This is a genomic window from Enterobacter sp. ECC-175 (assembly GCF_043968675.1).
Classification (GTDB): Bacteria; Pseudomonadota; Gammaproteobacteria; order Enterobacterales; family Enterobacteriaceae; genus Enterobacter.
The window spans coordinates 1,928,803-1,954,626 of sequence record NZ_CP143776.1; the positions used below are offsets into that span (position 1 = coordinate 1,928,803).

24 protein-coding genes, 5 tRNA genes and 1 other RNA gene are annotated in these 25,824 nt (G+C 55.4%); 21 read left to right on the forward strand and 9 right to left on the reverse strand.

Annotated elements, in window-relative coordinates; genetic code table 11:
- Positions 1-2 precede the first annotated feature (2 nt).
- The 20 genes from mngB (at position 3) to pnuC (ending at position 15,085) form a co-directional block, all read left to right on the forward strand.
- Positions 3-2,633, forward strand: coding sequence for a mannosylglycerate hydrolase (mngB, locus tag V1599_RS09095; protein WP_395301401.1), 2,631 nt, complete (start codon positions 3-5; stop codon positions 2,631-2,633).
- Between the two features lie 670 nt (positions 2,634-3,303).
- Complete coding sequence (cydA, locus tag V1599_RS09100) at positions 3,304-4,872, forward strand: cytochrome ubiquinol oxidase subunit I (protein ID WP_112011466.1); 1,569 nt, start codon at positions 3,304-3,306, stop codon at positions 4,870-4,872.
- A gap of 15 nt (positions 4,873-4,887) precedes the next feature.
- A complete protein-coding gene (cydB, locus tag V1599_RS09105) occupies positions 4,888-6,027 on the forward strand; it encodes a cytochrome d ubiquinol oxidase subunit II (RefSeq protein ID WP_112011465.1) in 1,140 nt (379 codons plus the stop codon).
- 14 nt (positions 6,028-6,041) lie between these two features.
- Complete coding sequence (cydX, locus tag V1599_RS09110; RefSeq protein ID WP_112011464.1) at positions 6,042-6,155, forward strand: cytochrome bd-I oxidase subunit CydX; 114 nt, start codon at positions 6,042-6,044, stop codon at positions 6,153-6,155.
- Positions 6,155-6,445, forward strand: a complete 291-nt coding sequence (ybgE, locus tag V1599_RS09115; protein WP_112011463.1) for a cyd operon protein YbgE — start codon at positions 6,155-6,157, stop codon at positions 6,443-6,445. The genes cydX and ybgE overlap by 1 nt, the downstream gene beginning before the upstream one ends.
- A 148-nt stretch (positions 6,446-6,593) precedes the next feature.
- Complete coding sequence (gene ybgC, locus V1599_RS09120; RefSeq protein ID WP_003858593.1) at positions 6,594-6,998, forward strand: tol-pal system-associated acyl-CoA thioesterase; 405 nt, start codon at positions 6,594-6,596, stop codon at positions 6,996-6,998.
- Positions 6,995-7,687 carry a Tol-Pal system protein TolQ gene (gene tolQ, locus V1599_RS09125; RefSeq protein WP_089598919.1) on the forward strand — a complete coding sequence of 231 codons (693 nt, stop codon included), beginning with the start codon at positions 6,995-6,997 and terminating at the stop codon, positions 7,685-7,687. The genes ybgC and tolQ overlap by 4 nt, the downstream gene beginning before the upstream one ends.
- Before the next feature lie 3 nt (positions 7,688-7,690).
- Positions 7,691-8,119 (forward strand): colicin uptake protein TolR, encoded by a 429-nt coding sequence (tolR, locus tag V1599_RS09130; RefSeq protein WP_112011462.1) that lies wholly within the window; start codon positions 7,691-7,693, stop codon positions 8,117-8,119.
- Between the two features lie 28 nt (positions 8,120-8,147).
- Positions 8,148-9,389 (forward strand): cell envelope integrity protein TolA, encoded by a 1,242-nt coding sequence (gene tolA, locus V1599_RS09135; RefSeq protein WP_395301402.1) that lies wholly within the window; start codon positions 8,148-8,150, stop codon positions 9,387-9,389.
- Positions 9,390-9,523: 134 nt separating this feature from the next.
- Complete coding sequence (gene tolB, locus V1599_RS09140) at positions 9,524-10,816, forward strand: Tol-Pal system beta propeller repeat protein TolB (RefSeq protein ID WP_395301403.1); 1,293 nt, start codon at positions 9,524-9,526, stop codon at positions 10,814-10,816.
- A 34-nt stretch (positions 10,817-10,850) separates the two neighbouring features.
- Positions 10,851-11,372: a peptidoglycan-associated lipoprotein Pal gene (pal, locus tag V1599_RS09145; RefSeq protein WP_003858578.1), complete on the forward strand. Its 522-nt coding sequence runs from the start codon at positions 10,851-10,853 to the stop codon at positions 11,370-11,372.
- Between the two features lie 9 nt (positions 11,373-11,381).
- Positions 11,382-12,170 (forward strand): cell division protein CpoB, encoded by a 789-nt coding sequence (gene cpoB, locus V1599_RS09150; protein WP_395301404.1) that lies wholly within the window; start codon positions 11,382-11,384, stop codon positions 12,168-12,170.
- 161 nt (positions 12,171-12,331) lie between these two features.
- Positions 12,332-12,407, forward strand: a tRNA-Lys gene (locus tag V1599_RS09155).
- 127 nt (positions 12,408-12,534) lie between these two features.
- Positions 12,535-12,610 (forward strand) — tRNA-Val (locus V1599_RS09160).
- A 3-nt stretch (positions 12,611-12,613) separates the two neighbouring features.
- Positions 12,614-12,689: transfer RNA gene (locus tag V1599_RS09165), tRNA-Lys, on the forward strand.
- Between the two features lie 48 nt (positions 12,690-12,737).
- Positions 12,738-12,813 (forward strand) — tRNA-Lys (locus tag V1599_RS09170).
- Positions 12,814-12,835: 22 nt separating this feature from the next.
- Positions 12,836-12,911, forward strand: a tRNA-Lys gene (locus V1599_RS09175).
- A 30-nt stretch (positions 12,912-12,941) separates the two neighbouring features.
- Positions 12,942-13,066: non-coding RNA, RtT sRNA (locus tag V1599_RS09180), on the forward strand.
- Between the two features lie 233 nt (positions 13,067-13,299).
- Positions 13,300-14,343, forward strand: coding sequence for a quinolinate synthase NadA (gene nadA, locus V1599_RS09185; protein WP_395301405.1), 1,044 nt, complete (start codon positions 13,300-13,302; stop codon positions 14,341-14,343).
- Between the two features lie 22 nt (positions 14,344-14,365).
- Positions 14,366-15,085 (forward strand): nicotinamide riboside transporter PnuC, encoded by a 720-nt coding sequence (gene pnuC / locus V1599_RS09190; protein ID WP_112011457.1) that lies wholly within the window; start codon positions 14,366-14,368, stop codon positions 15,083-15,085.
- Here pnuC and zitB read toward each other — a convergent pair.
- Together zitB and V1599_RS09200 are read right to left on the reverse strand one after the other, a co-directional pair.
- A complete protein-coding gene (gene zitB / locus V1599_RS09195; RefSeq protein ID WP_112011456.1) occupies positions 15,082-16,014 on the reverse strand; it encodes a CDF family zinc transporter ZitB in 933 nt (310 codons plus the stop codon). The genes pnuC and zitB overlap by 4 nt on opposite strands.
- Positions 16,015-16,120: 106 nt before the next feature.
- Complete coding sequence (locus V1599_RS09200) at positions 16,121-16,501, reverse strand: protein YbgS (RefSeq protein WP_112011455.1); 381 nt, start codon at positions 16,499-16,501, stop codon at positions 16,121-16,123.
- 305 nt (positions 16,502-16,806) lie between these two features.
- On the opposite strand from V1599_RS09200, the gene aroG reads away from it, so the two are divergent.
- Positions 16,807-17,859, forward strand: a complete 1,053-nt coding sequence (aroG, locus tag V1599_RS09205; RefSeq protein ID WP_297119101.1) for a 3-deoxy-7-phosphoheptulonate synthase AroG — start codon at positions 16,807-16,809, stop codon at positions 17,857-17,859.
- A gap of 60 nt (positions 17,860-17,919) precedes the next feature.
- On the opposite strand, the gene gpmA is transcribed toward aroG, so the two are convergent.
- The 7 genes from gpmA to modE all read right to left on the reverse strand — a co-directional run bounded on the left by gpmA (position 17,920) and on the right by modE (position 25,736).
- Positions 17,920-18,672, reverse strand: coding sequence for a 2,3-diphosphoglycerate-dependent phosphoglycerate mutase (gene gpmA / locus V1599_RS09210; RefSeq protein ID WP_112011453.1), 753 nt, complete (start codon positions 18,670-18,672; stop codon positions 17,920-17,922).
- Between the two features lie 272 nt (positions 18,673-18,944).
- Positions 18,945-19,988: a galactose-1-epimerase gene (galM, locus tag V1599_RS09215; RefSeq protein ID WP_395301406.1), complete on the reverse strand. Its 1,044-nt coding sequence runs from the start codon at positions 19,986-19,988 to the stop codon at positions 18,945-18,947.
- Complete coding sequence (galK, locus tag V1599_RS09220) at positions 19,982-21,130, reverse strand: galactokinase (protein ID WP_395301407.1); 1,149 nt, start codon at positions 21,128-21,130, stop codon at positions 19,982-19,984. The genes galM and galK overlap by 7 nt, the downstream gene beginning before the upstream one ends.
- Positions 21,131-21,133: 3 nt before the next feature.
- Positions 21,134-22,180 carry a galactose-1-phosphate uridylyltransferase gene (gene galT, locus V1599_RS09225; protein WP_395301408.1) on the reverse strand — a complete coding sequence of 349 codons (1,047 nt, stop codon included), beginning with the start codon at positions 22,178-22,180 and terminating at the stop codon, positions 21,134-21,136.
- A gap of 9 nt (positions 22,181-22,189) precedes the next feature.
- A complete protein-coding gene (galE, locus tag V1599_RS09230; protein ID WP_395301409.1) occupies positions 22,190-23,206 on the reverse strand; it encodes a UDP-glucose 4-epimerase GalE in 1,017 nt (338 codons plus the stop codon).
- Positions 23,207-23,407: 201 nt separating this feature from the next.
- Positions 23,408-24,880 (reverse strand): molybdate ABC transporter ATP-binding protein ModF, encoded by a 1,473-nt coding sequence (gene modF / locus V1599_RS09235; protein ID WP_395301410.1) that lies wholly within the window; start codon positions 24,878-24,880, stop codon positions 23,408-23,410.
- A gap of 67 nt (positions 24,881-24,947) precedes the next feature.
- Positions 24,948-25,736 carry a molybdenum-dependent transcriptional regulator gene (modE, locus tag V1599_RS09240; RefSeq protein ID WP_112011447.1) on the reverse strand — a complete coding sequence of 263 codons (789 nt, stop codon included), beginning with the start codon at positions 25,734-25,736 and terminating at the stop codon, positions 24,948-24,950.
- Between the last annotated feature and the right edge of the window lie 88 nt (positions 25,737-25,824).

Sequence of the window (25,824 nt, forward strand, 5' to 3'; positions counted from 1 at the left end):
AGATGAAAGCTGTATCTCGCGTTCATATCACGCCGCATATGCACTGGGACCGTGAGTGGTACTTCACCACCGAAGAGTCGCGTATTCTTCTGGTCAATAATATGGAAGAGATCCTGACCCGCCTGGAGCAGGACGAAGAGTATAAATATTACGTCCTTGATGGGCAGACGGCGGTGCTGGAGGATTATTTTGCCGTCGTGCCTGAAAACCGCGAGCGGGTGAAGGCGCTTGTTGAGCGGGGCAAACTGATTATCGGCCCATGGTATACCCAGACCGATACCACCATCGTTAGCGGGGAGTCGATCGTTCGCAACCTTATGTACGGTATGCGTGACTGCATGGCGTTCGGCGAGCCGATGAAGATTGGCTATCTGCCGGATTCGTTTGGTATGTCCGGCCAGCTTCCGCATATCTATAACGGGTTTGGCATTACCCGTACGATGTTCTGGCGCGGCTGCTCGGAACGACACGGAACCGATAAAACGGAATTTCTCTGGCAGAGCCAGGACGGCAGCGAAGTGACGGCGCAGGTCCTACCGCTGGGCTACGCGATTGGTAAGTACTTACCGGAGGACGAAGCGGGGCTGAGAAAACGGCTCGACAGCTACTTCGAGGTTCTGGAACGCGCCTCTGTAACCCAAGAGATCTTGCTGCCCAACGGCCACGATCAAATGCCGCTGCAGCAGAACATTTTCGCGGTGATGGACAAGCTTCGTGAAATCTATCCCCAGCGTCAGTTTGTGATGAGCCGTTTTGAAGAGGTGTTTGACCACATCGACGCGCACCGCGATGAACTGGCGACCTTAAAAGGGGAGTTCATCGACGGGAAATACATGCGCGTCCATCGGACAATCGGCTCCACGCGCATGGATATTAAAATCGCCCATGCGCGTATTGAGAATAAAATTGTCAATATTCTTGAGCCGCTGGCGACGCTGGCCTGGACGCTGGGCTTCGATTATCACCACGGTCTGCTGGAGAAAATGTGGAAAGAGATCCTCAAAAACCACGCTCACGACAGCATCGGCTGCTGCTGCAGCGATAAGGTGCATCGTGAGATTGTCTCCCGCTTCGCACTGGCTGAAGACATGGCAGACAACCTGGTGCGTTTCTACATGCGCAAGATTGTCGACAACATGCCGCAAAGCGATGCTGATAAGCTGGTGATGTTCAACCTGATGCCCTGGCCGCGTGAAGAGGTGATGAACACCACGATTCGACTGCGCGCCAGCCAGTTCCGTCTGCGGGATGATAAAGGCAACGAGATCCCCTATTTTATTCGCGGCGCGCGCGAACTTGATCCTGGCCTTATTGATCGGCAGATCGTTCATTACGGCAATTACGAACCATTTATGGAGTTTGACATTCAGCTCAGTCAGATCCTGCCGTCGATGGGCTACTGTACGCTATTTATCGAACCCAACGTTGCCGGGAAGCAATGCGCACCGGTGAAAAACACAACATCCTTACTCGAAAATGCCTTCTGGCAAATTGATTTAAACGACGACGGTACGCTGCGCCTGCGCGATAAAGAAACCGGGCTTATTTATGACCGCGTACTGGAAATCGAAGAGAGTTCGGATGATGGCGATGAGTATGACTACTCACCTTCCCGGGAAGAGTGGAGACTCACTTCAGCCCAGGGCGAGCATCAGGTTGAGGTAACGCATGAAGGCTGGCAGAGCAGGGCGGTAATCCGCCATCGTCTCGCTGTTCCGGCTAATCTGGCCGAACGTGCGGCGCGTCAGCGGAAAGGTTCTCTCAGCGCTGAGTTTGAAATCACGCTTAGCCGCAACAGCAGACGTATTGACGTGGCGGTTTGTCTGGATAATCAGGCTGACGACCACCGCGTTCGCGTGCTGATCCCCACGCCATTTACGACCCAGGACGTGTTAGCGGATACACAGTTTGGCACCCTCACTCGCCCGGTGCAGGATGCTGCAATGCAAGACTGGCAGCAGGAGGGCTGGAAAGAAGCGCCCGTTCCCGTCTGGAATTTGCTCAACTATGCCGTTCTGCAGGAAAAACGAAACGGGCTGGCGCTGTTTACCGAGGGACTGCGCGAATTTGAAGTGGTAGGTGAGGATAAAAAAGCATTTGCCGTAACCTTGCTACGTGGCGTGGGGCTACTCGGCAAAGAAGATTTGCTGTTGCGTCCAGGCAGACCGTCAGGAATTAAAATGCCCGTACCTGACTCTCAGGTGCATGGTTCGTTACGCTGTCGTTTTAGTCTCTTCAGCTTTAGCGGTACGCCGGAAAACGCGGGGGTCGCGCAGCAGGCCAAATCGTGGCTAACGCCCGTGCAGTGTTATAACAAGATCCCCTGGGACGCAATGAAGCTGAACCGATCATCGTTTACCACGCCGGAAAGTTACAGCTTATTGGCGCTTTCGCCAACGGGCTGTGTGCTCAGTACCCTCAAAAAGGCTGAAGATCGTGATGAACTTATACTTCGTCTGTTCAACCCGTCCTCGTCTACCCCATCAGACGCAACGTTATCCGTGAATCTGAACGTGAAGCGGTGCTGCGAAACGGACATGAATGAACGGTTGTTAGAGCAGGGTAAAGAAGAGGGCATCATCGGGATTTTCCGGCCGGGGCAGTCACGTACCTTTAGCATTCTTATCGTTTGAAAACACTGCTGAAAAAGGCCGCAGCGTGAGCGGCCTTTTTGACGCAATAGTTACCGAGGTGTGTTAATTTTTGGGGTTGTGAAGGTAAATTGAATGTAATTTCTAAGGGGCAGAGAGCTTATGGAAAAATAATCTGGCTGAACTATGCTTTATTGTTGACCCTGCATTGCAAAGCTGTTTCCCCTCGCGTTAATTAAAATCACTTCTGTTTATATTTTTTTTTGTCTTCCATAACCAAACGCACCCGGACATGAACATATTATTAACATGGTTTTTACCATTCTCACCTCAATTAAACATGGTTAACACAGGGGTTTGTTTTTGATTTAAATCAAAGTTTAATCCTTGGAAAAAGGTGATGAAAAGCGCTAAATTGTTCCCGATCAAAATGGCCGAAAAGTGGCAATTTTGCTATAAATTGATCACCGTCGAAAAACGTAAATGTGATTCAATAAAAACCTGTTTATTGTAAGGGTTTTGCAGCGTATTATATTTACGGGATCAATTTGAGTTTTTTATTAACCTATTTGTAACCTGTCGTGATTGTTTTTATCCTCCCTCAGGCTAAATACGGCGATAAGGATGCGAATAATTTGTATTGGGGCATGCGTGTGGATCTCTGTAACGGGGTTCACTCTCGGAGTCTTCATGCGATGAGCAAGGAGTCATAATGTTAGACGTAGTCGAACTGTCGCGCTTACAGTTTGCCTTGACCGCGATGTACCACTTCCTGTTTGTGCCGCTGACGCTGGGTATGGCGTTCCTGCTGGCCATCATGGAAACGGTGTACGTCCTCTCAGGCAAACAGATTTATAAAGATATGACCAAGTTCTGGGGCAAGTTGTTTGGTATCAACTTTGCGCTGGGTGTGGCAACCGGTTTGACCATGGAGTTCCAGTTCGGGACTAACTGGTCTTACTATTCCCATTACGTGGGGGATATCTTCGGTGCGCCGCTGGCCATTGAAGGTCTGATGGCCTTCTTCCTCGAATCCACCTTTGTAGGTCTGTTCTTCTTCGGCTGGGACCGTCTGGGCAAAGTCCAGCATATGGCGGTAACCTGGCTGGTCGCATTAGGCTCTAACCTGTCCGCGCTGTGGATTCTGGTGGCAAACGGCTGGATGCAGAACCCCATCGCCTCTGATTTCAACTTCGAAACCATGCGTATGGAGATGGTCAGCTTTGCCGAGCTGGTGCTGAACCCGGTTGCACAGGTTAAATTCGTTCACACCGTGGCATCTGGCTATGTCTGCGGCGCGATGTTCGTTCTGGGCATCAGTTCCTACTACATGCTGCGCGGTCGTGACTTCGCCTTCGCTAAACGTTCTTTCGCCATTGCCGCAAGCTTCGGTATGGCCGCGATTCTCTCTGTTATTGTTCTGGGTGATGAATCCGGTTACGAAATGGGCGACGTTCAGAAAACCAAGCTGGCCGCGATTGAAGCAGAGTGGGAGACCCAACCGGCTCCGGCTGCGTTCACCCTGTTCGGCGTTCCGGACCAGGATGCGCAGGAAAACCGCTTTGCGATTCAGATCCCTTACGCGCTGGGCATCATCGCGACGCGTTCTGTTGATAAGCAGGTTACGGGTCTGAAAGAGCTGATGGTTCAGCACGAAGAGCGTATCCGTAACGGTATGAAAGCGTACTCGCTGCTTGAGCAGCTGCGTGCGGGTTCCACCGATCAGGGCATTCGCGATCAATTCAACGACGTGAAGAAAGACCTGGGCTACGGTCTGCTGCTGAAACGCTATACCCCGAACGTCTCTGACGCAACGGAAGCGCAGATTCAGATGGCTACCAAAGACTCCATTCCGCGCGTGGCGCCGCTGTACTTTGCGTTCCGCATCATGGTTGGCTGCGGCATCATTATGCTGCTGATTATTGCTGCCTCCTTCTGGTCCGTCATTCGTAACCGTATCGGCGAGAAGAAATGGCTGCTGCGCACCGCGCTGTACGGTATTCCGCTGCCGTGGATTGCTATCGAGTCCGGCTGGTTTGTGGCGGAATACGGACGTCAACCGTGGGCAATTGGTGAGGTGCTGCCAACCGCGGTAGCGAACTCCTCCCTGACGGCAGGCGATCTGATCTTCTCTATGCTGCTGATCTGTGGTCTGTACACCCTGTTCCTGGTGGCTGAACTGTTCCTGATGTTCAAGTTCGCGCGCCTTGGCCCAAGCAGCCTGAAAACCGGTCGCTACCACTACGAGCAGTCTACTGCGACTACTCAGCCGGCACGCTAAGACAGGAGTCATCAAATGATCGATTATGAAGTATTGCGTTTTATCTGGTGGCTGCTGATCGGTGTCCTGCTGATCGGTTTTGCGGTCACAGACGGTTTCGACATGGGGGTGGGCATGCTCACCCGTTTCCTCGGTCGTAATGACACCGAGCGTCGAATCATGATTAACTCCATCGCCCCGCACTGGGACGGTAACCAGGTGTGGCTGATCACCGCAGGCGGCGCGCTTTTCGCGGCCTGGCCGATGGTCTACGCGGCTGCGTTTTCCGGTTTCTACGTGGCGATGATTCTGGTGCTGGCGTCTTTATTCTTCCGTCCGGTGGGCTTTGACTACCGCTCCAAGATTGAAGACACCCGCTGGCGCAACATGTGGGACTGGGGCATCTTCATCGGTAGCTTCGTACCACCGCTGGTGATTGGCGTGGCGTTCGGTAACCTGCTGCAGGGCGTGCCGTTCAACGTTGATGAGTACATGCGTCTTTATTACACCGGTAACTTCTTCCAGCTGCTGAACCCGTTTGGCCTGCTGGCGGGCGTGGTGAGCGTGGCGATGATCATCACTCAGGGTGCGACCTACCTGCAAATGCGTACCGTGGGCGAACTGCACCTGCGCTCCCGCGCAACCGCGCAGGTTGCTGCACTGGTGACGCTGGTCTGCTTCGCACTGGGCGGCGTTTGGGTGATGTACGGTATTGATGGCTACGTGGTGACCTCTGCTATCAATCATGCTGCACCGTCTAACCCGCTGACCAAAGAAGTCGCGCGTCAGGCGGGAGCATGGCTGGTGAACTTTAACAATACCCCTGCGCTGTGGGCTATCCCGGCTCTGGGCGTACTGCTGCCGCTGCTGACCGTGCTGACCTCGCGTCTGGAAAAAGGCGCGCTGGCGTTCGTGTTCTCTTCACTGACCCTGGCATGCATCATCCTGACTGCGGGTATTGCGATGTTCCCATTCGTGATGCCGTCCAGCACCATGATGAACGCTAGCCTGACCATGTGGGATGCAACCTCCAGCCAGCTGACGCTGAACCTGATGACGTATGTTGCTTGCGTGTTCGTACCGATTATCCTGCTGTACACCGCCTGGTGTTACTGGAAAATGTTCGGTCGTATCACGAAAGAAGACATTGAAAGCAACACCCACTCTCTGTACTAAGTAAGGAGCTAAATATGTGGTACTTCGCATGGATTTTGGGGACGCTTCTTGCCTGTGCATTTGGCATCATTACCGCCCTGGCGCTTGAGCACGTTGAAGCGACCAAAGCAGGTGAAGAAAAGCACTGATGAATATCATTGCGACACTTTACCGTGTCATGGACAAGCGCCCGCTACGGGCGCTTTCTTTAATCATGGCGCTTCTGTTAGCAGGTTGTATCTTTTGGGACCCGTCGCGCTTCGCGGCAAAGACCAGCGAGCTTGAAATCTGGCACGGATTTCTCATTATGTGGGCGGTTTGTGCTGGCGTCATTCACGGCGTGGGCTTTCGTCCGAAGGCACTGCACTGGCAGGGGATTTTCTCGCCCCTGATTGCCGATCTGGTACTTCTTGCAGGGCTGATATTCTTTTTCTTCTGAATAAGAAATGTCCGTTAATCCTATGGGCTTACCCGAGCCCATAAAAATTTACTCTCCGTTTACTTTCCCCCATTCCAAACCATCATTCCCGCGCGTATAGTAGCGAAGTTTAAAAGCTCTCTCTTTTGTTGCATTACTGGGATGTAAAGTGAATACAACGCTGTTTCGATGGCCGGTACGTGTCTACTATGAAGACACCGACGCCGGTGGTGTGGTCTACCACGCCAGCTACGTTGCTTTTTATGAACGGGCACGCACAGAGATGCTGCGACATCACCACTTTAGTCAGCAGGTACTGTTGGCTGAGCGAGTTGCCTTCGTGGTACGCAAAATGACGCTTGAGTATTTTGCGCCCGCCAGACTCGACGATATGCTCGAAGTCCAAACAGAAATTACATCAATGCGCGGAACCTCGCTGGTTTTCACGCAGCGGATAGTCAACGCAGAGAACACGGTACTGAACTCAGCTGAAGTACTGATTGTCTGTGTTGATCCAACCATAATGAAGCCTCGTGCGCTTCCTAAGTCTATTGTCGCGGAGTTTAAGCAGTGACTGACATGAATATCCTTGATTTGTTCCTGAAGGCAAGCCTTCTGGTTAAACTTATCATGTTGATTTTGATTGGTTTTTCAATCGCATCCTGGGCCATCATTATCCAGAGAACGCGCATCCTCAACGCTGCAGGCCGTGAAGCCGAAGCGTTCGAAGATAAGTTCTGGTCGGGTATCGAACTTTCTCGTCTGTATCAGGAAAGCCAGGGGCGCCGTGATAACCTTTCCGGCTCCGAACAGATTTTCTACAGCGGATTCAAGGAGTTTGCTCGTCTTCACCGTGCGAACAACCATGCGCCGGAAGCGGTCGTTGAAGGGGCATCGCGTGCGATGCGTATTTCGATGAATCGTGAGCTGGAAACCCTTGAAACCCATATTCCTTTCCTTGGCACCGTGGGTTCCATCAGTCCGTATATCGGCCTGTTTGGTACGGTGTGGGGGATCATGCACGCCTTTATCGCCTTAGGCGCGGTGAAGCAGGCAACGCTGCAGATGGTTGCGCCGGGTATCGCGGAAGCGTTGATCGCCACCGCGATTGGTCTGTTTGCCGCTATTCCTGCGGTGATGGCCTATAACCGCCTGAACCAGCGCGTGAATAAACTGGAACTGAATTACGACAACTTTATGGAAGAGTTCACCGCGATTCTGCACCGTCAGGCGTTTACCAGCACCGAGAGCAACAAGGGGTAAACCATGGCCAGATCGCGTGGACGAGGTCGTCGCGAGCTCAAGTCCGAAATCAACATTGTTCCACTGCTGGACGTGCTGCTGGTACTGCTGCTGATCTTTATGGCGACAGCACCCATCATCACCCAGAGCGTGGAAGTTGATCTGCCGGACGCGACAGAATCACAGGCGGTAAGCACCAATGACGATCCTCCGGTCATCATTGAGGTTTCCGGCATAGGACAGTACAGCGTGGTGGTAGAGAAAGATCGTATGGATCAGCTGCCGCCGGAGCAGGTGATTGCTGAAGCGCAACGTCGCCTGGAGTCAAATCCGAAGACGGTCTTCCTCATCGGAGGCGCGAAAGATGTGCCTTATGATGAAATTATTAAAGCGCTGAATTTGCTACATAGCGCGGGCGTTAAGTCGGTTGGCTTAATGACTCAGCCTATTTGATCATCTGCGTAGTTTTTGGGAACCGATAGTGTCAAAGGCAACCGAACAGAACGACAAGCTTAAGCGAGCGTTAATCGTCTCCGCCGTGCTGCACGTGATTCTTTTTGCGGCGCTGATCTGGAGTTCGTTCGACGAGCACATTGATGCATCCGCGGGCGGTGGGGGAGGTTCCTCCATCGATGCCGTTATGGTGGATCCCGGTGCAGTCGTTCAGAACTATAACCGCCAGCAACAGCAGCAGGCGAGTTCAAAACGGGCTGAAGAGCAGCGTGAGAAACAGGCGCAGCAGCAGGCTGAGGAACTGCGTGAAAAGCAGGCCGCAGAGCAAGAGCGTCTGAAGCAGCTGGAAAAAGAACGTTTGCAGGCGCAGGAGGCGGCGAAAGAGCAGGCGGAACAGCAGAAACAGGCTGAAGCCGCAGCGAAACAGGCGCAGGAACAGCAGAAGCAGGCGGAAGAGGCGGCAGCAAAAGCGGCGGCAGATGCCAAAGCCAAAGCGGACGCCCAGGCTAAACTGGCTGCAGACGCAGCGAAGAAAGCTGAAGCAGAAGCCGCGAAGAAAGCCGCTGCCGATGCGCAGAAAAAAGCCGAAGCGGAAGCTGCCAAAAAAGCCGCTGCTGATGCACAGAAAAAAGCGGAAGCCGAGGCGGCGAAAAAGGCCGCGCAGGAAGCCGAGAAGAAGGCTGCCGCGGAAGCGGCGAAGAAAGCGGCTGCTGCCGAGAAGGCCGCCGCTGAAAAAGCGGCAGCTGCCAAAGCTGCTGCAGAAAAAGCCGCAGCGGACAAAAAAGCTGCTGCAGAAAAAGCCGCTGCAGACAAAAAGGCTGCCGCGGATAAAGCTGCTGCTAAAAAGGCCGCCGCTGCTGAAAAAGCCGCTGCTGCTGCCGGTGTAGACGATCTTCTGGGCGATCTCAGTTCAGGTAAGAATGCACCGAAAACGGGCGGTGGCGCGAAAGGAAACAACGCAGCGCCGGCCGGAAGCGGTAACACTAAGAGTAACGGTGCTTCAGGGGCTGAAATCAACGGCTATGCTTCACAGATAAAATCTGCCATTGAAAGCCGATTTTATGACGCATCGTCCTATGCTGGTAAAACGTGTACGCTGCGGATAAAACTGGCTCCGGACGGCATGCTGCTTGATATTAAGTCTGAAGGCGGCGATCCGGCCCTGTGTACCGCAGCACTGGCTGCGGCACGGCAGGCAAAGATGCCTAAACCACCGTCTCAGGCCGTGTATGAAGTCTTTAAAAATGCACCGCTGGACTTCAAACCTTAAGTCATCGTCTTTCCTGCAAAGTGGGGAAACGTTGACCAGGCAGAGTCAAAGGGTTCTGGTAGTTTTGTCTATTTGAGTTTGTTAACATTCTGCTAAATTATCGTGGGTAAGGTTACCCAGATAAGGGAGATATGATGAAGCAGGCATTACGTGTAGCATTTAGTTTCTTAATGCTGTGGGCAGCTGTGCTGCATGCAGAAGTACGTATCGAAATCACCCAAGGGGTGGATTCGGCACGCCCAATCGGTGTCGTTCCGTTCAAGTGGGCAGGCCCTGGTGCCGCGCCTGAAGATATCGGGGGTATTGTTGCGGCTGACCTGCGCAACAGCGGGAAATTCAACCCGTTAGATCGTTCTCGTCTGCCGCAGCAGCCGGGTACCGCGCAGGAAGTTCAGCCTGCCGCGTGGTCCGCGCTGGGTATTGATGCGGTTGTGGTAGGGCAGGTAACGCCTGCGCCAGACGGCGGCTACAACGTGGCATATCAGCTGGTGGATACCGGCGGGGCGCCAGGCACCGTATTGGCTCAGAACACCTACAAAGTGAACAAGCAGTGGCTGCGCTATGCGGGGCACACCGCGAGTGACGAAGTGTTTGAAAAGCTGACCGGTATCAAAGGTGCATTCCGCACCCGTATCGCATACGTAGTTCAGACCAACGGCGGCCAGTTCCCGTATGAGCTGCGCGTTTCTGACTACGATGGTTACAACCAGTTCACCGTGCACCGTTCACCGCAGCCGCTGATGTCTCCGGCGTGGTCTCCGGACGGTTCCAAACTGGCTTACGTGACCTTCGAAAGCGGCCGTTCCGCGCTGGTTATCCAGACGCTGTCTAACGGTGCCGTTCGTCAGGTTGCCTCGTTCCCGCGTCACAACGGTGCGCCTGCGTTCTCTCCGGACGGTTCTAAACTGGCGTTCGCCCTGTCAAAAACCGGTAGCCTGAACCTGTACGTGATGGATATTGGCTCAGGTCAGATTCGTCAGGTAACGGATGGTCGCAGCAACAACACTGAACCAACCTGGTTCCCGGACAGCCAGAACCTGGCGTTCACTTCTGACCAGGCGGGTCGTCCGCAGGTTTATAAAGTTAATATTAACGGCGGTGCACCGCAGCGTATTACCTGGGAAGGTTCTCAAAACCAGGATGCTGACGTAAGCAGCGACGGTAAAACAATGGTCATGGTAAGTTCTGCGGGTGGTCAGCAGCACATTGCCAAACAAGATCTGGTAACGGGTGGCGTGCAAGTGCTTTCGTCAACGTTCCTGGATGAAACGCCAAGTCTGGCACCTAACGGCACTATGGTAATCTACAGCTCTTCTCAGGGGATGGGATCCGTGCTGAATCTGGTTTCTACAGATGGGCGTTTCAAAGCGCGTCTTCCGGCAACTGATGGACAGGTAAAATCACCTGCCTGGTCGCCGTATCTGTAATAATAATTAATTGATTACTAAAGGAATCTTAGAAATGCAACTGAACAAAGTGCTGAAGGGGCTGATGATCGCTCTGCCTGTAATGGCAATCGCAGCGTGTTCTTCTAACAAGAACGCAAGCAATGACCAGAGCGGCGAAGGCATGATGGGTGCCGGCACCGGTATGGACGCTAACGGCAATGGCAACATGTCTTCTGAAGAGCAAGCGCGTCTTCAGATGCAGCAGCTGCAGCAGAACAACATCGTTTACTTCGATCTGGATAAATACGACATCCGTTCTGACTTCGCTGCGATGCTGGATGCTCACGCTAACTTCCTGCGTAGCAACCCGTCTTACAAAGTCACCGTAGAAGGTCACGCGGACGAACGTGGTACCCCAGAGTACAACATCTCCCTGGGTGAACGTCGTGCTAACGCCGTTAAAATGTACCTGCAGGGTAAAGGCGTTTCTGCTGATCAGATCTCCATCGTTTCTTACGGTAAAGAAAAACCTGCAGTACTGGGTCACGACGAAGCGGCATACTCCAAAAACCGTCGTGCCGTACTGGTTTACTAAGAGAATGGCATGAGCAGTAACTTCAGACATCATCTGTTGAGTCTGTCGTTACTGGTTGGAATAGCGGCCCCCTGGGCCGCTTTTGCTCAGGCACCAATCAGTAGTGTCGGCTCAGGCTCGGTAGAAGACCGGGTCACTCAACTCGAGCGTATTTCTAACGCTCACAGTCAGCTTTTAACTCAACTCCAGCAGCAGCTTTCCGATAACCAAAACGATATTGATTCTCTCCGCGGTCAGATCCAGGAAAGTCAGTATCAGCTCAATCAGGTTGTGGAACGTCAGAAGCAAATTTTGCTGCAGATGGATAGCCTGAGCAGCGGCGGTGCTGCGGCCCAGCCAGCGGCAGGCGATCAGAGCGGTGCAGCAGCCCCTGCTCCGGCAGCGGATGCTTCAGCATCGACAGGCGCGCCTGTGCAGAGCGGTGACGCAAATACGGACTACAACGCGGCCATTGCCCTGGTGCAGGACAAATCGCGTCAGGACGATGCTATCGCTGCGTTTCAGAGCTTCGTTAAGAAGTACCCTGATTCCACCTACCAGCCCAATGCGAATTATTGGCTCGGTCAGTTGAATTACAACAAGGGTAAAAAAGACGATGCGGCGTTTTATTTTGCCTCAGTGGTGAAAAATTACCCAAAATCGCCAAAAGCACCTGACGCGATGTTTAAGGTCGGCGTGATCATGCAGGACAAAGGTGACACGGCGAAAGCGAAAGCGGTCTATCAGCAGGTGGTTGCAAAATTCCCTGGCACCGAAGGTGCCAAACAGGCGCAAAAACGTCTGGCTTCGATGGGATGATTATCGCATGACCAGAAATCGTGTTATTTCTGGTCGTGCCGCATGAATCGTAAGCAGTTAAGTGATCTTCATCGAAATTTTTGTTGCGCAGAATTCTTAAACCAGTAATATATGCCGCCGTTGCCACGGGATATCAAACAACGTGAATGCAGCGCAAAAGTGGGTCGTTAGCTCAGTTGGTAGAGCAGTTGACTTTTAATCAATTGGTCGCAGGTTCGAATCCTGCACGACCCACCAATCGTTAGGTGGATAGCGATAGTTTAACGTGAAGGATAACGTTGCGTAAGCAACGGCGCCGTAGGGCGAGGCGAAGCCGAGTCATCCTCACGACCCACCGCTTAAAGCAGTTCCGGCAGTACAGAGTGGGTGATTAGCTCAGTTGGTAGAGCATCTCCTTTACACGGAGGGGGTCGGCGGTTCGAGCCCGTCATCACCCACCACTCGGGTCGTTAGCTCAGTTGGTAGAGCAGTTGACTTTTAATCAATTGGTCGCAGGTTCGAATCCTGCACGACCCACCACTTTAAAAAGTGGAACCGAGTAAAAATCTTCGAAGTCAGCACCCGAATGGGTCGTTAGCTCAGTTGGTAGAGCAGTTGACTTTTAATCAATTGGTCGCAGGTTCGAATCCTGCACGACCCACCACTTCGAAGAGAAATCCCGCAAGGGGTCGTTAGCTCAGTTGGTAGAGCAGTTGACTTTTAATCAATTGGTCGCAGGTTCGAATCCTGCACGACCCACCAATGTAAAAAGGCGCCCTAAAGGCGCCTTTTTGCTTTCTGCAATATTGACGATTCGAACCTGCAGCAGGTTCGAGCCGAACGCAGTGAGGCACCGGAGCCGTTTGCGGCGACGGCCCGAAGGGCGAGCGAAGCGAGTCATCCTGCACGACCCACCAATGTAAAAAGGCGCCCTAAAGGCGCCTTTTTGCTATCTGTCATTCATAAACCTGCCTTGTAGGTCGGGCAAGACGAAGTCGCCGGCCGACAAATGCCACGCGCATCTATTTCCGGTGACTTTTCCACTCAACTTCGCTATCTTGTTTAGTATAAAAAACACCATTGCCAATTACTTTGCAATTTCAAGCAACACAAAGGCAATATTGTTAAGCCAGTAAAACGAGAAGCCATAATGAGCGTGATGTTCGACCCTGAAGCCGCAATCTATCCCTTCCCGCCCAAGCCCGCACCGCTGAGCTGGGACGAAAAGCAATTCTACCGTGAGAAGATCAAACGTCTTCTCAAAGAGCGTAACGCGGTGATGGTGGCCCATTACTACACCGATCCAGAGATCCAGCAGCTGGCGGAAGAGACGGGCGGCTGCATCTCTGACTCCCTTGAGATGGCGCGCTTCGGTGCAAAACATCCTGCCTCGACGCTGCTGGTAGCGGGCGTTCGCTTTATGGGAGAAACGGCAAAGATATTAAGCCCGGAAAAAACCATTCTGATGCCAACGCTAAACGCCGAATGCTCGCTCGATCTCGGCTGTCCCGTTGAAGAGTTTACGGCTTTCTGCGATGCGCATCCTGACCGTACCGTAGTCGTCTATGCCAATACCTCTGCCGCCGTGAAGGCGCGCGCCGACTGGGTTGTGACCTCCAGCATCGCCGTAGAGCTGATTGAGCACCTGGATAGCCTGGGCGAGAAAATTATCTGGGCTCCCGATCGTCACCTTGGAAACTACGTCCAGAAGCAAACCGGTGCGGATGTCCTCTGCTGGCAGGGAGCCTGCATCGTTCACGATGAATTTAAAACGCAGGCGCTTGCGCGTATGAGGGCGCTGTACCCGCAGGCGGCGATCCTTGTTCATCCGGAATCACCGCAGTCGATTGTCGATATGGCCGATGCGGTAGGGTCTACCAGCCAGCTGATTAATGCGGCTAAGACCCTGCCGCACAAGCAGCTTATCGTGGCGACCGACCGCGGTATCTTCTACAAAATGCAGCAGGCCGTGCCGGAAAAAGAGCTTCTGGAAGCGCCTACGGCAGGTGAGGGGGCGACGTGCCGCAGCTGCGCCCATTGCCCGTGGATGGCGATGAACGGCCTGAAAGCCATCGCTGAGGGGCTGGAAACCGGCGGCGCGGCGCATGAGATACAGGTGGACGCCGCGCTGCGAGAAGGCGCGTTAATTCCGCTTAACCGCATGCTGGATTTTGCGGCTACACTACGTACTTAATTTAATACGTTCCGGGGAAAAGATGGATTTTTTTAGCACGCAAAACATTCTGGTTCATATCCCGATAGGCGCGGGTGGCTATGACCTGTCATGGATTGAGGCCGTGGGCACGCTGGCGGGGCTGCTCTGCATCTGGCTGGCGAGCCTCGAAAAGATTAGCAACTACGCGTTTGGATTACTCAACGTGACGCTGTTTGCGATTATTTTCTTCCAGATCCAGCTGTACGCCAGCCTTCTTCTTCAGCTGTTCTTCTTTGCGGCGAACATTTACGGCTGGTATGCCTGGTCGCGTCAGAACAACCAGCAGGAGGCAGAGCTGCAAATCCGCTGGCTGCCGCTGCCGAAGGCCATCGCCTGGCTTGTTGCCTGCGTTGTCGCGATTGGGCTGATGACGGTGTTTATCAATCCGGTATTTGCCTTCCTGACCCGCGTTGCGGTGGCGGTGATGTCCGGCCTGGGGCTGAACGTGACGATGCCCGAACTGCAGCCCGACGCTTTCCCGTTCTGGGATTCGTGCATGATGGTGCTTTCGATTGCGGCGATGGTGCTGATGACGCGCAAATACGTCGAGAACTGGCTGCTGTGGGTGATCATTAACGTCATTAGCGTCGCGATCTTTGCGCTACAGGGCGTCTATGCCATGTCGCTGGAGTATTTGCTGCTCACCTTCATTGCGCTGAACGGCAGCCGCATGTGGATTAAGAGCGCGCGCGAGCGTGGCTCCCGCGCGCTATCCAGCTAGTGGTGGTGATGATGTGAATGGCCGGGCTGCGCCTCGTTGAGGTGGCAGTCCGGTCCGCTACACGCCTGATACTCCATCTGAACGGTGGAGTGCGAAACGTCGTAGTGATGCTCAAGGAAGTGCTGAATACGTTCCAGCAGCGCGTCGTGATCGTGCGGAGGAATGACCTGAACGTGTAGCGTCATTACGGGCTTCTCGCCCACCAGCCAGACGTGGACGTGGTGAACGTTACGTACTTCCGGAATTGAACGACACAGATTGCGCTTGAGCTCGCCAATGTCCATTGATGACGGCGCGCCCTCCAGCAGCTCGTTGACGCTCTCTTTGAGCAGCTGCCAGGCGCTGCGCAGAACGAGGCATGACACCAGCACCGAAAGGATCGGATCGACGGGCGTCCAGCCGGTGCCAAGGATCACCAGCGCGGCGACAATCGCCCCCACCGAGCCGAGTAAATCCCCCAGCACGTGCAGCGCGGCCGCGCGGACGTTCAGGTTCTTCTCTCCGCTGCCGCGGTGCAAAATCCAAAACGACAGGATATTCGCCAGCAATCCCGCCACGGCGATGACCATCATCGTGGTCCCCGCGACGGGCTGCGGATGCCTGAAGCGCTGAATAGCTTCCCAGACGATAAGTATCGTAATCACGACCAGAGCGATCGCGTTGACGAAGGCGGCGAGGGTGGTAAGCCTGAGCCAGCCAAAGGTATGGCGCGCATTCGGCGGGCGACGGGAAAACTGAACGGCCAGCAGCGCGAAGAGCAGCGCGGCGGCGTCGGTGAGCATATGCCCGGCATCCGCGAGCAATGCCAGCGAGCCCGAGATGAATCCGCCAATGACCTCGACGATCATAAAGGTGGCGGTAACGCCAAAGGCCAGCATTAGCCGTTTGGCATTATCGTCACCGGTGGAAGGAGTGTGGGAGTGCGCCATAGCATCGTTCCTGATACATCGTTATTGTAAGTGTAGATTTTTTAATATTTTGCACAAAAAAGAAAGGAGAGCTTCAGCTCTCCTTTTCGCTTATACCGCGCGGGGGTTACTGCGTAGTACCGTCCGTTTTGGTGTCGGCGCCCGCACCCACTTTGTCATTTGGGTTTGGGCATTTACCGTCTTTACAGACGGAATTTTTATGAATCTCTTCTTTGGTCATGCCGTCATGATTCATGCCCTTGGTGCCGTTACCGTCGGAGTGCGTCATAGTGCCGCCGGTATCGGTATTGCCAGTATTGATATTGTTGTTATCAACGTTGTTCGGGGCAATATTCTGTTTTGCATCGGGCGCAACCTGTCCCGCCGCCGCTGCGGCGTTAGCGTCTCCGTTGCTGTCTGATGCCCCCGTATCCGCGGCAAGCACGCTGCCGCTGGCCAGAGTAAGGGTCGCTGTCAGGAAGAGAGTTGCCAGTTTCGTCATTTGCATGATGTTGCTCCTGTTGTGCTCGTTATGCTGGATAACATTTTCCAACTTGTGCATCACGTACGGTGGCGAAAGATTCCGCTATTCTGAGTTACGTCAGAACGGAATCGCGATAAAGCAATAATATTTAGCTGTTACCATTAAAAAGTTTAGAGGAGATCTCATTTTTCGCTATTTTGTGGCGTTTTTTAGGCTAATTCCAGGAATTATCTGCCCGAAGTGTAAAAGCCCGTTTACACACCAAGGCTGGCAAGTTAGATTGAAAGGATTGCTTTCATTACTAAATATATGGCAGGGCCGGAAAGAAGATGAATTATCAGAACGACGATTTACGCATTAAAGAGATCAATGAGTTATTACCTCCCGTAGCGCTCCTTGAAAAGTTCCCCGCCACGGAAAACGCGGCAAACACCGTCTCCCACGCGCGCAAGGCGATCCACAAGATCCTGAAAGGCAATGACGATCGTCTGCTGGTGGTGATTGGTCCGTGCTCTATCCACGATCCGGCCGCGGCAAAAGAGTACGCGGCTCGTCTGCTCACGCTTCGTGAAGAGCTGAAGGACGAGCTTGAAATCGTGATGCGCGTCTACTTCGAAAAGCCGCGCACGACGGTCGGCTGGAAGGGGTTAATAAACGATCCGCACATGGATAATAGCTTCCAGATCAACGACGGCCTGCGCATTGCGCGCAAGCTGCTGTTGGAAATTAACGACAGCGGCCTTCCGGCAGCCGGTGAGTTCCTGGACATGATTACGCCGCAGTACCTGGCGGACCTGATGAGCTGGGGCGCAATCGGCGCGCGCACTACGGAGTCCCAGGTACACCGCGAGCTGGCGTCCGGCCTTTCTTGTCCGGTTGGCTTTAAAAACGGTACCGACGGCACCATCAAGGTGGCGATTGACGCCATCAACGCGGCGGGTGCGCCGCACTGCTTCCTCTCCGTGACCAAGTGGGGCCATTCTGCCATCGTGAATACCAGCGGGAACGGCGACTGCCACATCATCCTGCGCGGCGGCAAAGAGCCAAACTACAGCGCAAAACACGTCGCAGAGGTTAAAGCGGGGCTGGAAAAAGCGGGCCTTTCGCCGCAGGTGATGATTGACTTCAGCCACGCTAACTCCAGCAAGCAGTTTAAAAAGCAGATGGAAGTGGGCGCGGACGTTTGTCAGCAAATTGCCGGCGGTGAAAACGCGGTCATCGGCGTGATGATTGAAAGCCACCTGGTGGAAGGTAACCAGAACCTGGAAGGCAGCGAGCCGCTGGTTTACGGTAAGAGCGTCACCGACGCCTGCATCGGCTGGGACGACACCGACAGCCTGCTGCGCCAGCTGGCGAACGCGGTTAAAGCGCGTCGCGGCTAAGCCTGCTGTGGCAAATAAAAAAGCGCGGAAGGCTCCGCGCTTTTTTTAAGCCTGCGAAAATTACTTCGCTTTACCCTGGTTCGCTACTGCCGCCGCTTTCGCCGCGATTTCGTCAGCGTTGCCCAGATAGTAGTGCTTGATAGGCTTGAAGTTTTCGTCGAACTCATACACCAGCGGTACGCCGGTTGGGATGTTCAGCTCGAGAATTTCGTCTTCACCCATGTTGTCCAGGTATTTCACCAGCGCGCGCAGGGAGTTCCCGTGAGCGGCAATGATCACGCGCTCGCCACTTTTCAGGCGTGGCAGAATAGTTTCGTTCCAGTAAGGCACAACGCGGTCGATGGTCAGCGCCAGGCTTTCGGTGGTTGGCAGCTCCGCGTCGGTCAGCTTCGCGTAGCGCGGGTCATGGCCCGGGTAGCGCTCGTCGTCTTTGGTCAGCTCTGGCGGGGTAACCGCGAAGCCGCGACGCCACTGTTTTACCTGCTCGTCACCGTACTTCTCGGCGGTTTCGGCTTTGTTCAGACCCTGCAGCGCACCGTAGTGACGCTCGTTCAGCTTCCAGGATTTCTCAACCGGCAGCCATGCCTGATCCAGTTCGTCCAGCACGTTCCACAGGGTGTGGATGGCACGTTTCAGCACAGAGGTGTAAGCAAAATCAAAGCTGAAGCCTTCTGCCTTCAGCAGTTTGCCCGCTGCTTTTGCTTCGCTAACGCCTTTCTCAGACAGATCAACGTCGTACCAACCGGTGAAGCGGTTTTCGTTGTTCCACTGGCTTTCGCCGTGGCGCACCAGAACCAGCTTAGTAATAGCCATCTCTTACTCCTCAAGCATTTTTAGAATGATAACAATTCTCATTATATTGCCGTGACGGTGCCAGCGGCAACGCTTACCCCTAACCATAGCGAAAATAGTTCCGGAGTGTAAGGTGCTTGTGAATCCATGGTTATGATTTTGTCTGCGATCGGCGCTATTTTCAGCAAGACGAGCAGAAAAAAAGCCCTCGCGATGAGGGCCTGGCTTTTTGTCGGTTGGCGCTTCGCACAAGCGCCTACGGGTAGACCGTGTGGGCCTGGCGCCGCCGGGCGTTAAGCGCGCGAAATAAAGTGATACTCGGTAACGCTCACGTACTCTTCACCCGGGCGCAGCACGCAGTCCGGCTGCGGCCATTCCGGGTGGTTCGGGCTATCCGGCAGTAATTCGCTTTCGAGCGCAATCCCCTGCCAGTCGCTGTACTCTTCGTGCTCGCGGGCCGTCGTTCCGCCGAGATAGTTACCTGAGTAGAACTGCAGGGCAGGGGCGGTGGTATATACCGTCATCTGCAGCTTCTCATCGGCAGACCAGACGTGCGCGGCAGGCGCAGAGAAATCGCCTTTCGCCTGCAGCAGGAAAGCGTGGTCGTAGCCTTTTACCTTGCGCTGATCCTCATCGCTCAGAAAATCCTGCGCGATGGTCTTCGCGCTGCGAAAATCAAAGCTGCTGCCGCTGACCGGTTTTAGCCCCTGATACGGTATGCCCATTTCATCCACCGGCAGGTACGCGTCGGCCAGAATCTGCAGCTGGTGGTTACGCACGTCGCACTGGCTGCCGTCGAGGTTGAAGTACGCGTGGTTCGTCAGGTTAACCGGACACGGCTTATCAACCGTCGCGCGGTACTCAATGGCGATACGGTTATCCTCGGTTAACCTGAAGTGGGCGGTGGCGGTGAGATTTCCCGGGAAGCCCTGATCGCCATCCGGGGAATCCAGCAGGAACAGCGCTTCAGCGTCGTTCTGCCGAACAATCTTCCAGCGGCGCTTGTCGAAGCCTTCCGGGCCGCCGTGCAGCTGGTTTTCGCCCTGGCTCGGAAGCAGGGCGTAGCTCGCACCGTCAAGCTCAAAGCGGCTGTTGGCGATGCGGTTGGCGTAGCGGCCTACGGATGCGCCAAGAAAAGCGGACTGCTCGATATACTGCTCCGGCGACGCGCAGCCGAGCAGGGTTTCACGCACGCTGCCGTCGGGCATCGGCACGCGTGCGGAAAGCAGCGTGGCGCCCCAGTCCATCAGCGTCACCACCATCCCCGCGCCGTTGCGCAGGGTTAACAGGCGATACGGCAGTCCATCCGGTGCGAGGGTTGGTGTTTCGTTTAGCACTGTCCGGCTCCTTGCGATGCTTTGCAAACGTAGAAGGTTTCTTTTATGCCGGTTTTGGCTTCGTACTGTTTTGCCACGGCATCCTGTACGTCAGTCACCAGCTCTTCCGGCACCAGCGCCACGATGCAGCCGCCGAAGCCGCCGCCGGTCATGCGCACGCCGCCTTTCTCGCCGATGGTCGCTTTGACAATTTCAACCAGGGTATCGATCTGCGGAACGGTGATTTCAAAATCATCGCGCATCGAGGCGTGAGATTCCGCCATCAGCTCGCCCATGCGTTTGAGGTCGCCCTTTGCCAGCGCGGATGCGGCTTCAACGGTACGGGCGTTTTCCGTCAGCACGTGACGAACGCGCTTCGCCACCACCGGGTCCAGCTCGTGCGCCACTTTGTTAAATTCATCAAGCGAGACGTCGCGCAGGGCAGGCTGCTGGAAGAAGCGCGCGCCGGTTTCACACTGCTGGCGACGGGTGTTGTACTCGCTTCCCACCAGCGTGCGCTTGAAGTTGCTGTTGATGATGATGACGGCAGCGCCCTTCGGCAGCGGAACGGCCTTGGTGCCCAGCGTGCGGCAGTCAACCAGCAGCGCGTGCTCTTTCTTACCCAGCGCGGAGATCAGCTGGTCCATGATGCCGCAGTTGCAGCCCACGAACTGGTTTTCCGCTTCCTGACCGTTAAGGGCGATTTGCGCCCCGTCCAGCGGAAGATGATACAGCTGCTGGAACACGGTCCCGACGGCGACTTCCAGGGAGGCAGAGGAGCTCAGGCCCGCACCCTGCGGTACGTTGCCGCTGATAACCAGGTCCGCGCCGCCGAAGTTCTTGTTACGCTTTTGCAAATGCTTGACCACGCCGCGCACGTAGTTAGACCACTGCTGGCCGTCGTGCGTCACGATCGGCGCGTCGAGCGAAAATTCGTCGAGCTCATTGTCATAGTCCGCTGCGAGTACGCGAACTTTGCGGTCGTCGCGCTTTGCACAGCTGATGACCGTCTGGTAATCAATGGCGCAGGGCAGCACAAAGCCGTCGTTATAGTCGGTGTGTTCACCAATCAGGTTAACGCGGCCGGGCGCCTGAATAACGTGGGTGGCAGGGTAGCCGAATTTTTCAGCAAACAGGGATTGTGTTTTCTCTTTCAGACTCATTTATTAGGCTCCTGATTCGCGAAAGTGGACGTCGCTGACGGCGCGCAGACGCTCTGCGGCTTGTTCTGCCGTCAGGTCGCGCTGGGTTTCCGCCAGCATTTCGTAGCCCACCATAAATTTACGCACCGTTGCCGAACGCAGCAGCGGAGGATAGAAATGCGCGTGCAGCTGCCAGTGCTGATTCTCCTCACCGTTGAACGGCGCGCCGTGCCAGCCCATCGAGTAGGGGAAAGAGCACTGGAAAAGGTTGTCATAGCGGCTGGTCAGTTTTTTCAGCGCCAGCGCCAGATCGTCGCGCTGGGCGTCGCTGAGATCGGTAATGCGCTGCACGTGCGCCTTCGGCAGCAGCAGCGTTTCAAACGGCCAGGCCGCCCAGTAGGGCACCACGGCAAGCCAGTGCTCGGTTTCGACAACCGTACGGCTGCCGTCGGCCAGCTCGCGCCGGGTGTAATCCACCAGCATCGGCGAGCCGTTTTCCGCGAAGTACGCTTTTTGCAGGCGGTCTTCACGCTCGGCTTCGTTTGGCAGGAAGCTGTTGGCCCAGATCTGACCGTGCGGGTGCGGGTTAGAACAGCCCATTGCCGGGCCCTTGTTTTCGAACACCTGTACCCACGGGTAGGTCTGACCCAGTTCAGCAGTTTGCGTCTGCCAGGTGCTGACGACCTCTTTCAGCGCGTCGACGCTCAGCTCCGGCAGCGTTTTGCTGTGGTCCGGGGAGAAGCAGATCACGCGGCTGGTGCCGCGCGCGCTTTCACAGCGCATCAGCGGGTCGTGGCTTTGCGGCGCGTCCGGCGTGTCCGACATCAGCGCGGCAAAATCGTTGGTGAAAACGTAGGTGCCTTTATAGTTCGGGTTAACGTCACCGGTCACGCGCGTGTTGCCCGGGCAGAGGAAGCAGTCCGGGTCATGCTGCGGCAGCGTCTGTTGTGCAGGCGTCTCTTGCGCCCCCTGCCAGGGGCGCTTGGCGCGATGCGGAGAGACCAAAATCCATTGTCCGCTGAGCGGATTAAAGCGACGATGCGGGTGATCGACGGGATTGAATTGCGTCATGACAGATCCTTAGTCCGGATAGCCCTGAGGATGGCGAGACTGCCAGTGCCAGGTATCCTGCGCCATCTCATCAAGCGTGCGGGTCACGCGCCAGTTCAGCTCTTTATCCGCTTTGGTCGCATCGGCCCAGTACGCCGGAAGGTCGCCGTCGCGGCGTGGCGCAAAGTGGTAGTTCACCGGCTTGCCGCAGGCTTTGCTGAAGGCGTTCACAACGTCCAGCACGCTGCTGCCGACGCCGGCACCAAGATTATAAATATGCACGCCGGGCTTGCCCGCCAGCTGCTGCATCGCCGCGACGTGGCCGTCGGCCAAATCCATTACGTGGATGTAGTCGCGCACGCCGGTCCCGTCTTCGGTCGGATAGTCGTTGCCAAAAATGGCCAGCGACTCGCGGCGGCCCACGGCTACCTGCGCGATGTACGGCATCAGGTTGTTCGGGATACCCTGCGGATCTTCGCCCATATCGCCTGACGGATGTGCGCCGACCGGGTTGAAGTAGCGCAGCAGCGCGATGCTCCAGTCAGGCTGTGCTTTTTGCAGATCGGTGAGGATCTGCTCCACCATCAGCTTGCTCTTGCCGTAGGGGCTTTGCGGCGTGCCGGTCGGGAAGCTTTCGACGTAAGGAATTTTCGGCTGGTCACCGTAGACGGTGGCGGAAGAGCTAAAGATAACGTTTTTCACGTTCGCCGCGCGCATGGCGGAGATGAGGCGCAGCGTACCGTTGACGTTGTTGTCATAGTACTCAAGCGGTTTTGCGACCGACTCGCCGACCGCCTTCAGGCCCGCGAAGTGGATCACCGTGTCGATGGCATGGTCGTGAAGGATTTCGGTCATCAACGCTTCGTTGCGGATGTCGCCTTCGACGAAGGTCGGTTGTTTACCGCCAAGACATTCAATCACAGGCAGCACGCTGCGCTTACTGTTGCACAGGTTGTCGAGGATGATGACATCGTGACCGTTTTGCAGCAGCTGAACGCAGGTATGACTACCAATGTAACCGCTACCACCTGTTACAAGAACTCGCATATTTCGCTCCATTGGGCTTATGGTATGTATTAACCATAGCATAACAGAGTCGTCAAAAGTGTGACATGGGATAAAATAGTGGAATCGTTTACATGGATGCGGAACCCTGAATTTCCGATGCGCTTGAGCATTCTAGATCAAAGGGATAGGGATGTAATGCTGCAGGTTGTCTGAAAAGCGGAGGGCTGCGCCCTCCGCGGGTTAATCGATTTTGCTTAACAGATAGCGATAGCGCTCGCCCTCGGGCACGAACTCCAGCCGATGGGTAATGCAGGAAGGCGCGTCCTCAGCATGGTGAGAAACAAACAGCAGCTGGGTTTCACCTTCGCCGATGAGCACGTCAACAAAGCGGCGGATCAGCTGGCGGTTCAGCGGGTCCAGCCCCTGAAGCGGCTCGTCCAGAATCAGCAGCGTCGGGTGTTTTACCAGCGCGCGAACGATCAGCGCCAGCCGCTGCTGGCCCCATGAAAGGCTATGGAACGGCGCATCTGCGACCCGATCGTCCATGCCCAGAATATCCAGCCACCGCTGCGCCAGCGCCTGCTGCTTGTCCGAAACCGCCTGATAAATACCGATGGAGTCGAAAAAGCCGGACAAAATGACGTTGCGCACCGTGGTGCTAACCCGGTAGTCGAGATGCAGGCTGCTGCTGACGTAGCCGATGTGTTTTTTGATATCCCATATGGTTTCACCGCTGCCGCGACGGCGGCCAAACAGCGTCAGGTCGTTGCTGTAGCCCTGAGGATGATCGCCGGTAATCAGGCTCAGCAGGGTGGATTTCCCCGCGCCGTTAGGGCCAACGATTTGCCAGTGCTCGCCGGGGTTCACCGTCCAGCTCAGCGTGTTCAGAATGGGGCGATCGTTATACGACACAACGCCGTCGCGCAGCACGATGCGCGGCTGGCTGGGATCGAGCCCGTGGCGGGCCGAGGGCGCGTCGGGTTCCGGAAGCGTAATGCCGTCCAGCCGCTCGCTGTGCGCCAGCTGGGCAATCAGCGCCTGCTGAAGCAGGGCGTTTTTTTCACCGACCTCGGTCAGGCTGCAGTCCGCCAGCACCCCCGCGTGCTGCACGAAGGCGGGGATCTCGTCGAAGCGGTTAAGCACCAGCACGAGGGTAAGGCCCTGCTGGTTAAGCGTTTCTAACAGGGACGCCAGCTGGGCGCGGGACTGCACGTCCAGCCCGTCAAAAGGCTCATCCAGAATGAGAAGCTCAGGCTGGCCCATCAGCGCCTGGCAAAGCAGCGCTTTTCGCGTTTCGCCGGTAGAAAGATACTTGAAGCGCCTGTCGAGCAGGGCGGTGATGCCAAACTGCTCCGCCAGCTGCTGGCAGCGGATGGGGTCTTTAATCTCATCCTGAATAATCTCGGCGGCGGTGCGGCCGGTGTCTTCTTCGCCAGGGCTGAGCAGATCGGTATTGTTGCGCTGCCACTCGTCGCTGACCAGCTTTTGCAGCTGTTCAAAGGAGAGGCGCGTCAGGCGGGAAAAGCCGCACCGGCGCTCGCCTTTAAGCGGGGTTAACTCTCCTGCCAGCGCGCGGGCCAGCGCAGATTTTCCGCTGCCGTTGGTGCCGACAAACGCCCAGCTTTCGCCTGCCCGCAGCGTGAATTCCGCAAGCGCCAGCGTTCGGGTATCGCCAAGACGAAACGTGCCTTGCGAAATATGCAATGATGACATGATTTATCCCATTTTTTGCAGCAAAGAACATCAGGAATAATCACTGTCGGCGCGATTGTCAATGCGCTCAGCATAATGTGGCAAGAATGACCCGATCGGCATTGAAATATGCGGTCACAATCGCGCCTTCTGCCAGTTCGCACGCCTCGCTTGCCGGCACCGTTGCGCAAAGTGTTTGTCCGTCCGGCAGCGTCATCAGCACTTCGCACTGCTCCGCGCCGCGCTCAATGTGGCTAATCGCCCCGCGCAGCTGGTTATCGGCCTCGCCCGCGCGCTCGGGCTGAAGGGTGACGTTGACCCAGGGCGCTTTCAGCAGCACCAGCACCTCTTTGCCCTCATCAAGGCCCAGGCGCTCGCCGCTTTGCGCGGTGATGGCAGCCTTCAGGCGGGTGGTGCCGTCGGCCAGCAGGATATCGATATGCTGCTGCACCTGCGAATTATCGCGGGCGGTGACGGTGCCAAACCACTGGTTGCGCGCGCTGGTCTGCAGGGAAAAGCGGGAGATGGCGCCCAGCAGGCTGTCCAGCGGAATATTGTCGTCATCGCTGAGCACGTCAAAGGCTTTCTGCTGGATCTGCGCCAGCAGGTCGTAAAGCTGAATCAGGCGCTGGCCGTAGCGGGTCAGCACCGCGCCTCCGCCGCCTTTGCCGCCGGTCGCGCGGTCAACCAGCGTTTGTTCGCTCAGGGTGTTCATCTCGTTGATGGCATCCCACGCGCTTTTGTAGCTGATGCCGGCGTTTTTTGCCCCCTGGCTAATTGACCCGGTTTGTTCTATCTGTTTAAGCAGGGCAATGCGTCGCGGATCGGCGAAAAGCTTCTGCTGAAGGCGTAACGTGAGGAGAATTTCAGCCTGCATAGCGGTATCCTGGCAAAAAGCGTATTGTGACCCAAATGCCCTCAGGCGCAAAGCGCACCGCACAAAAGGGGATGTTTTTATTACGTTT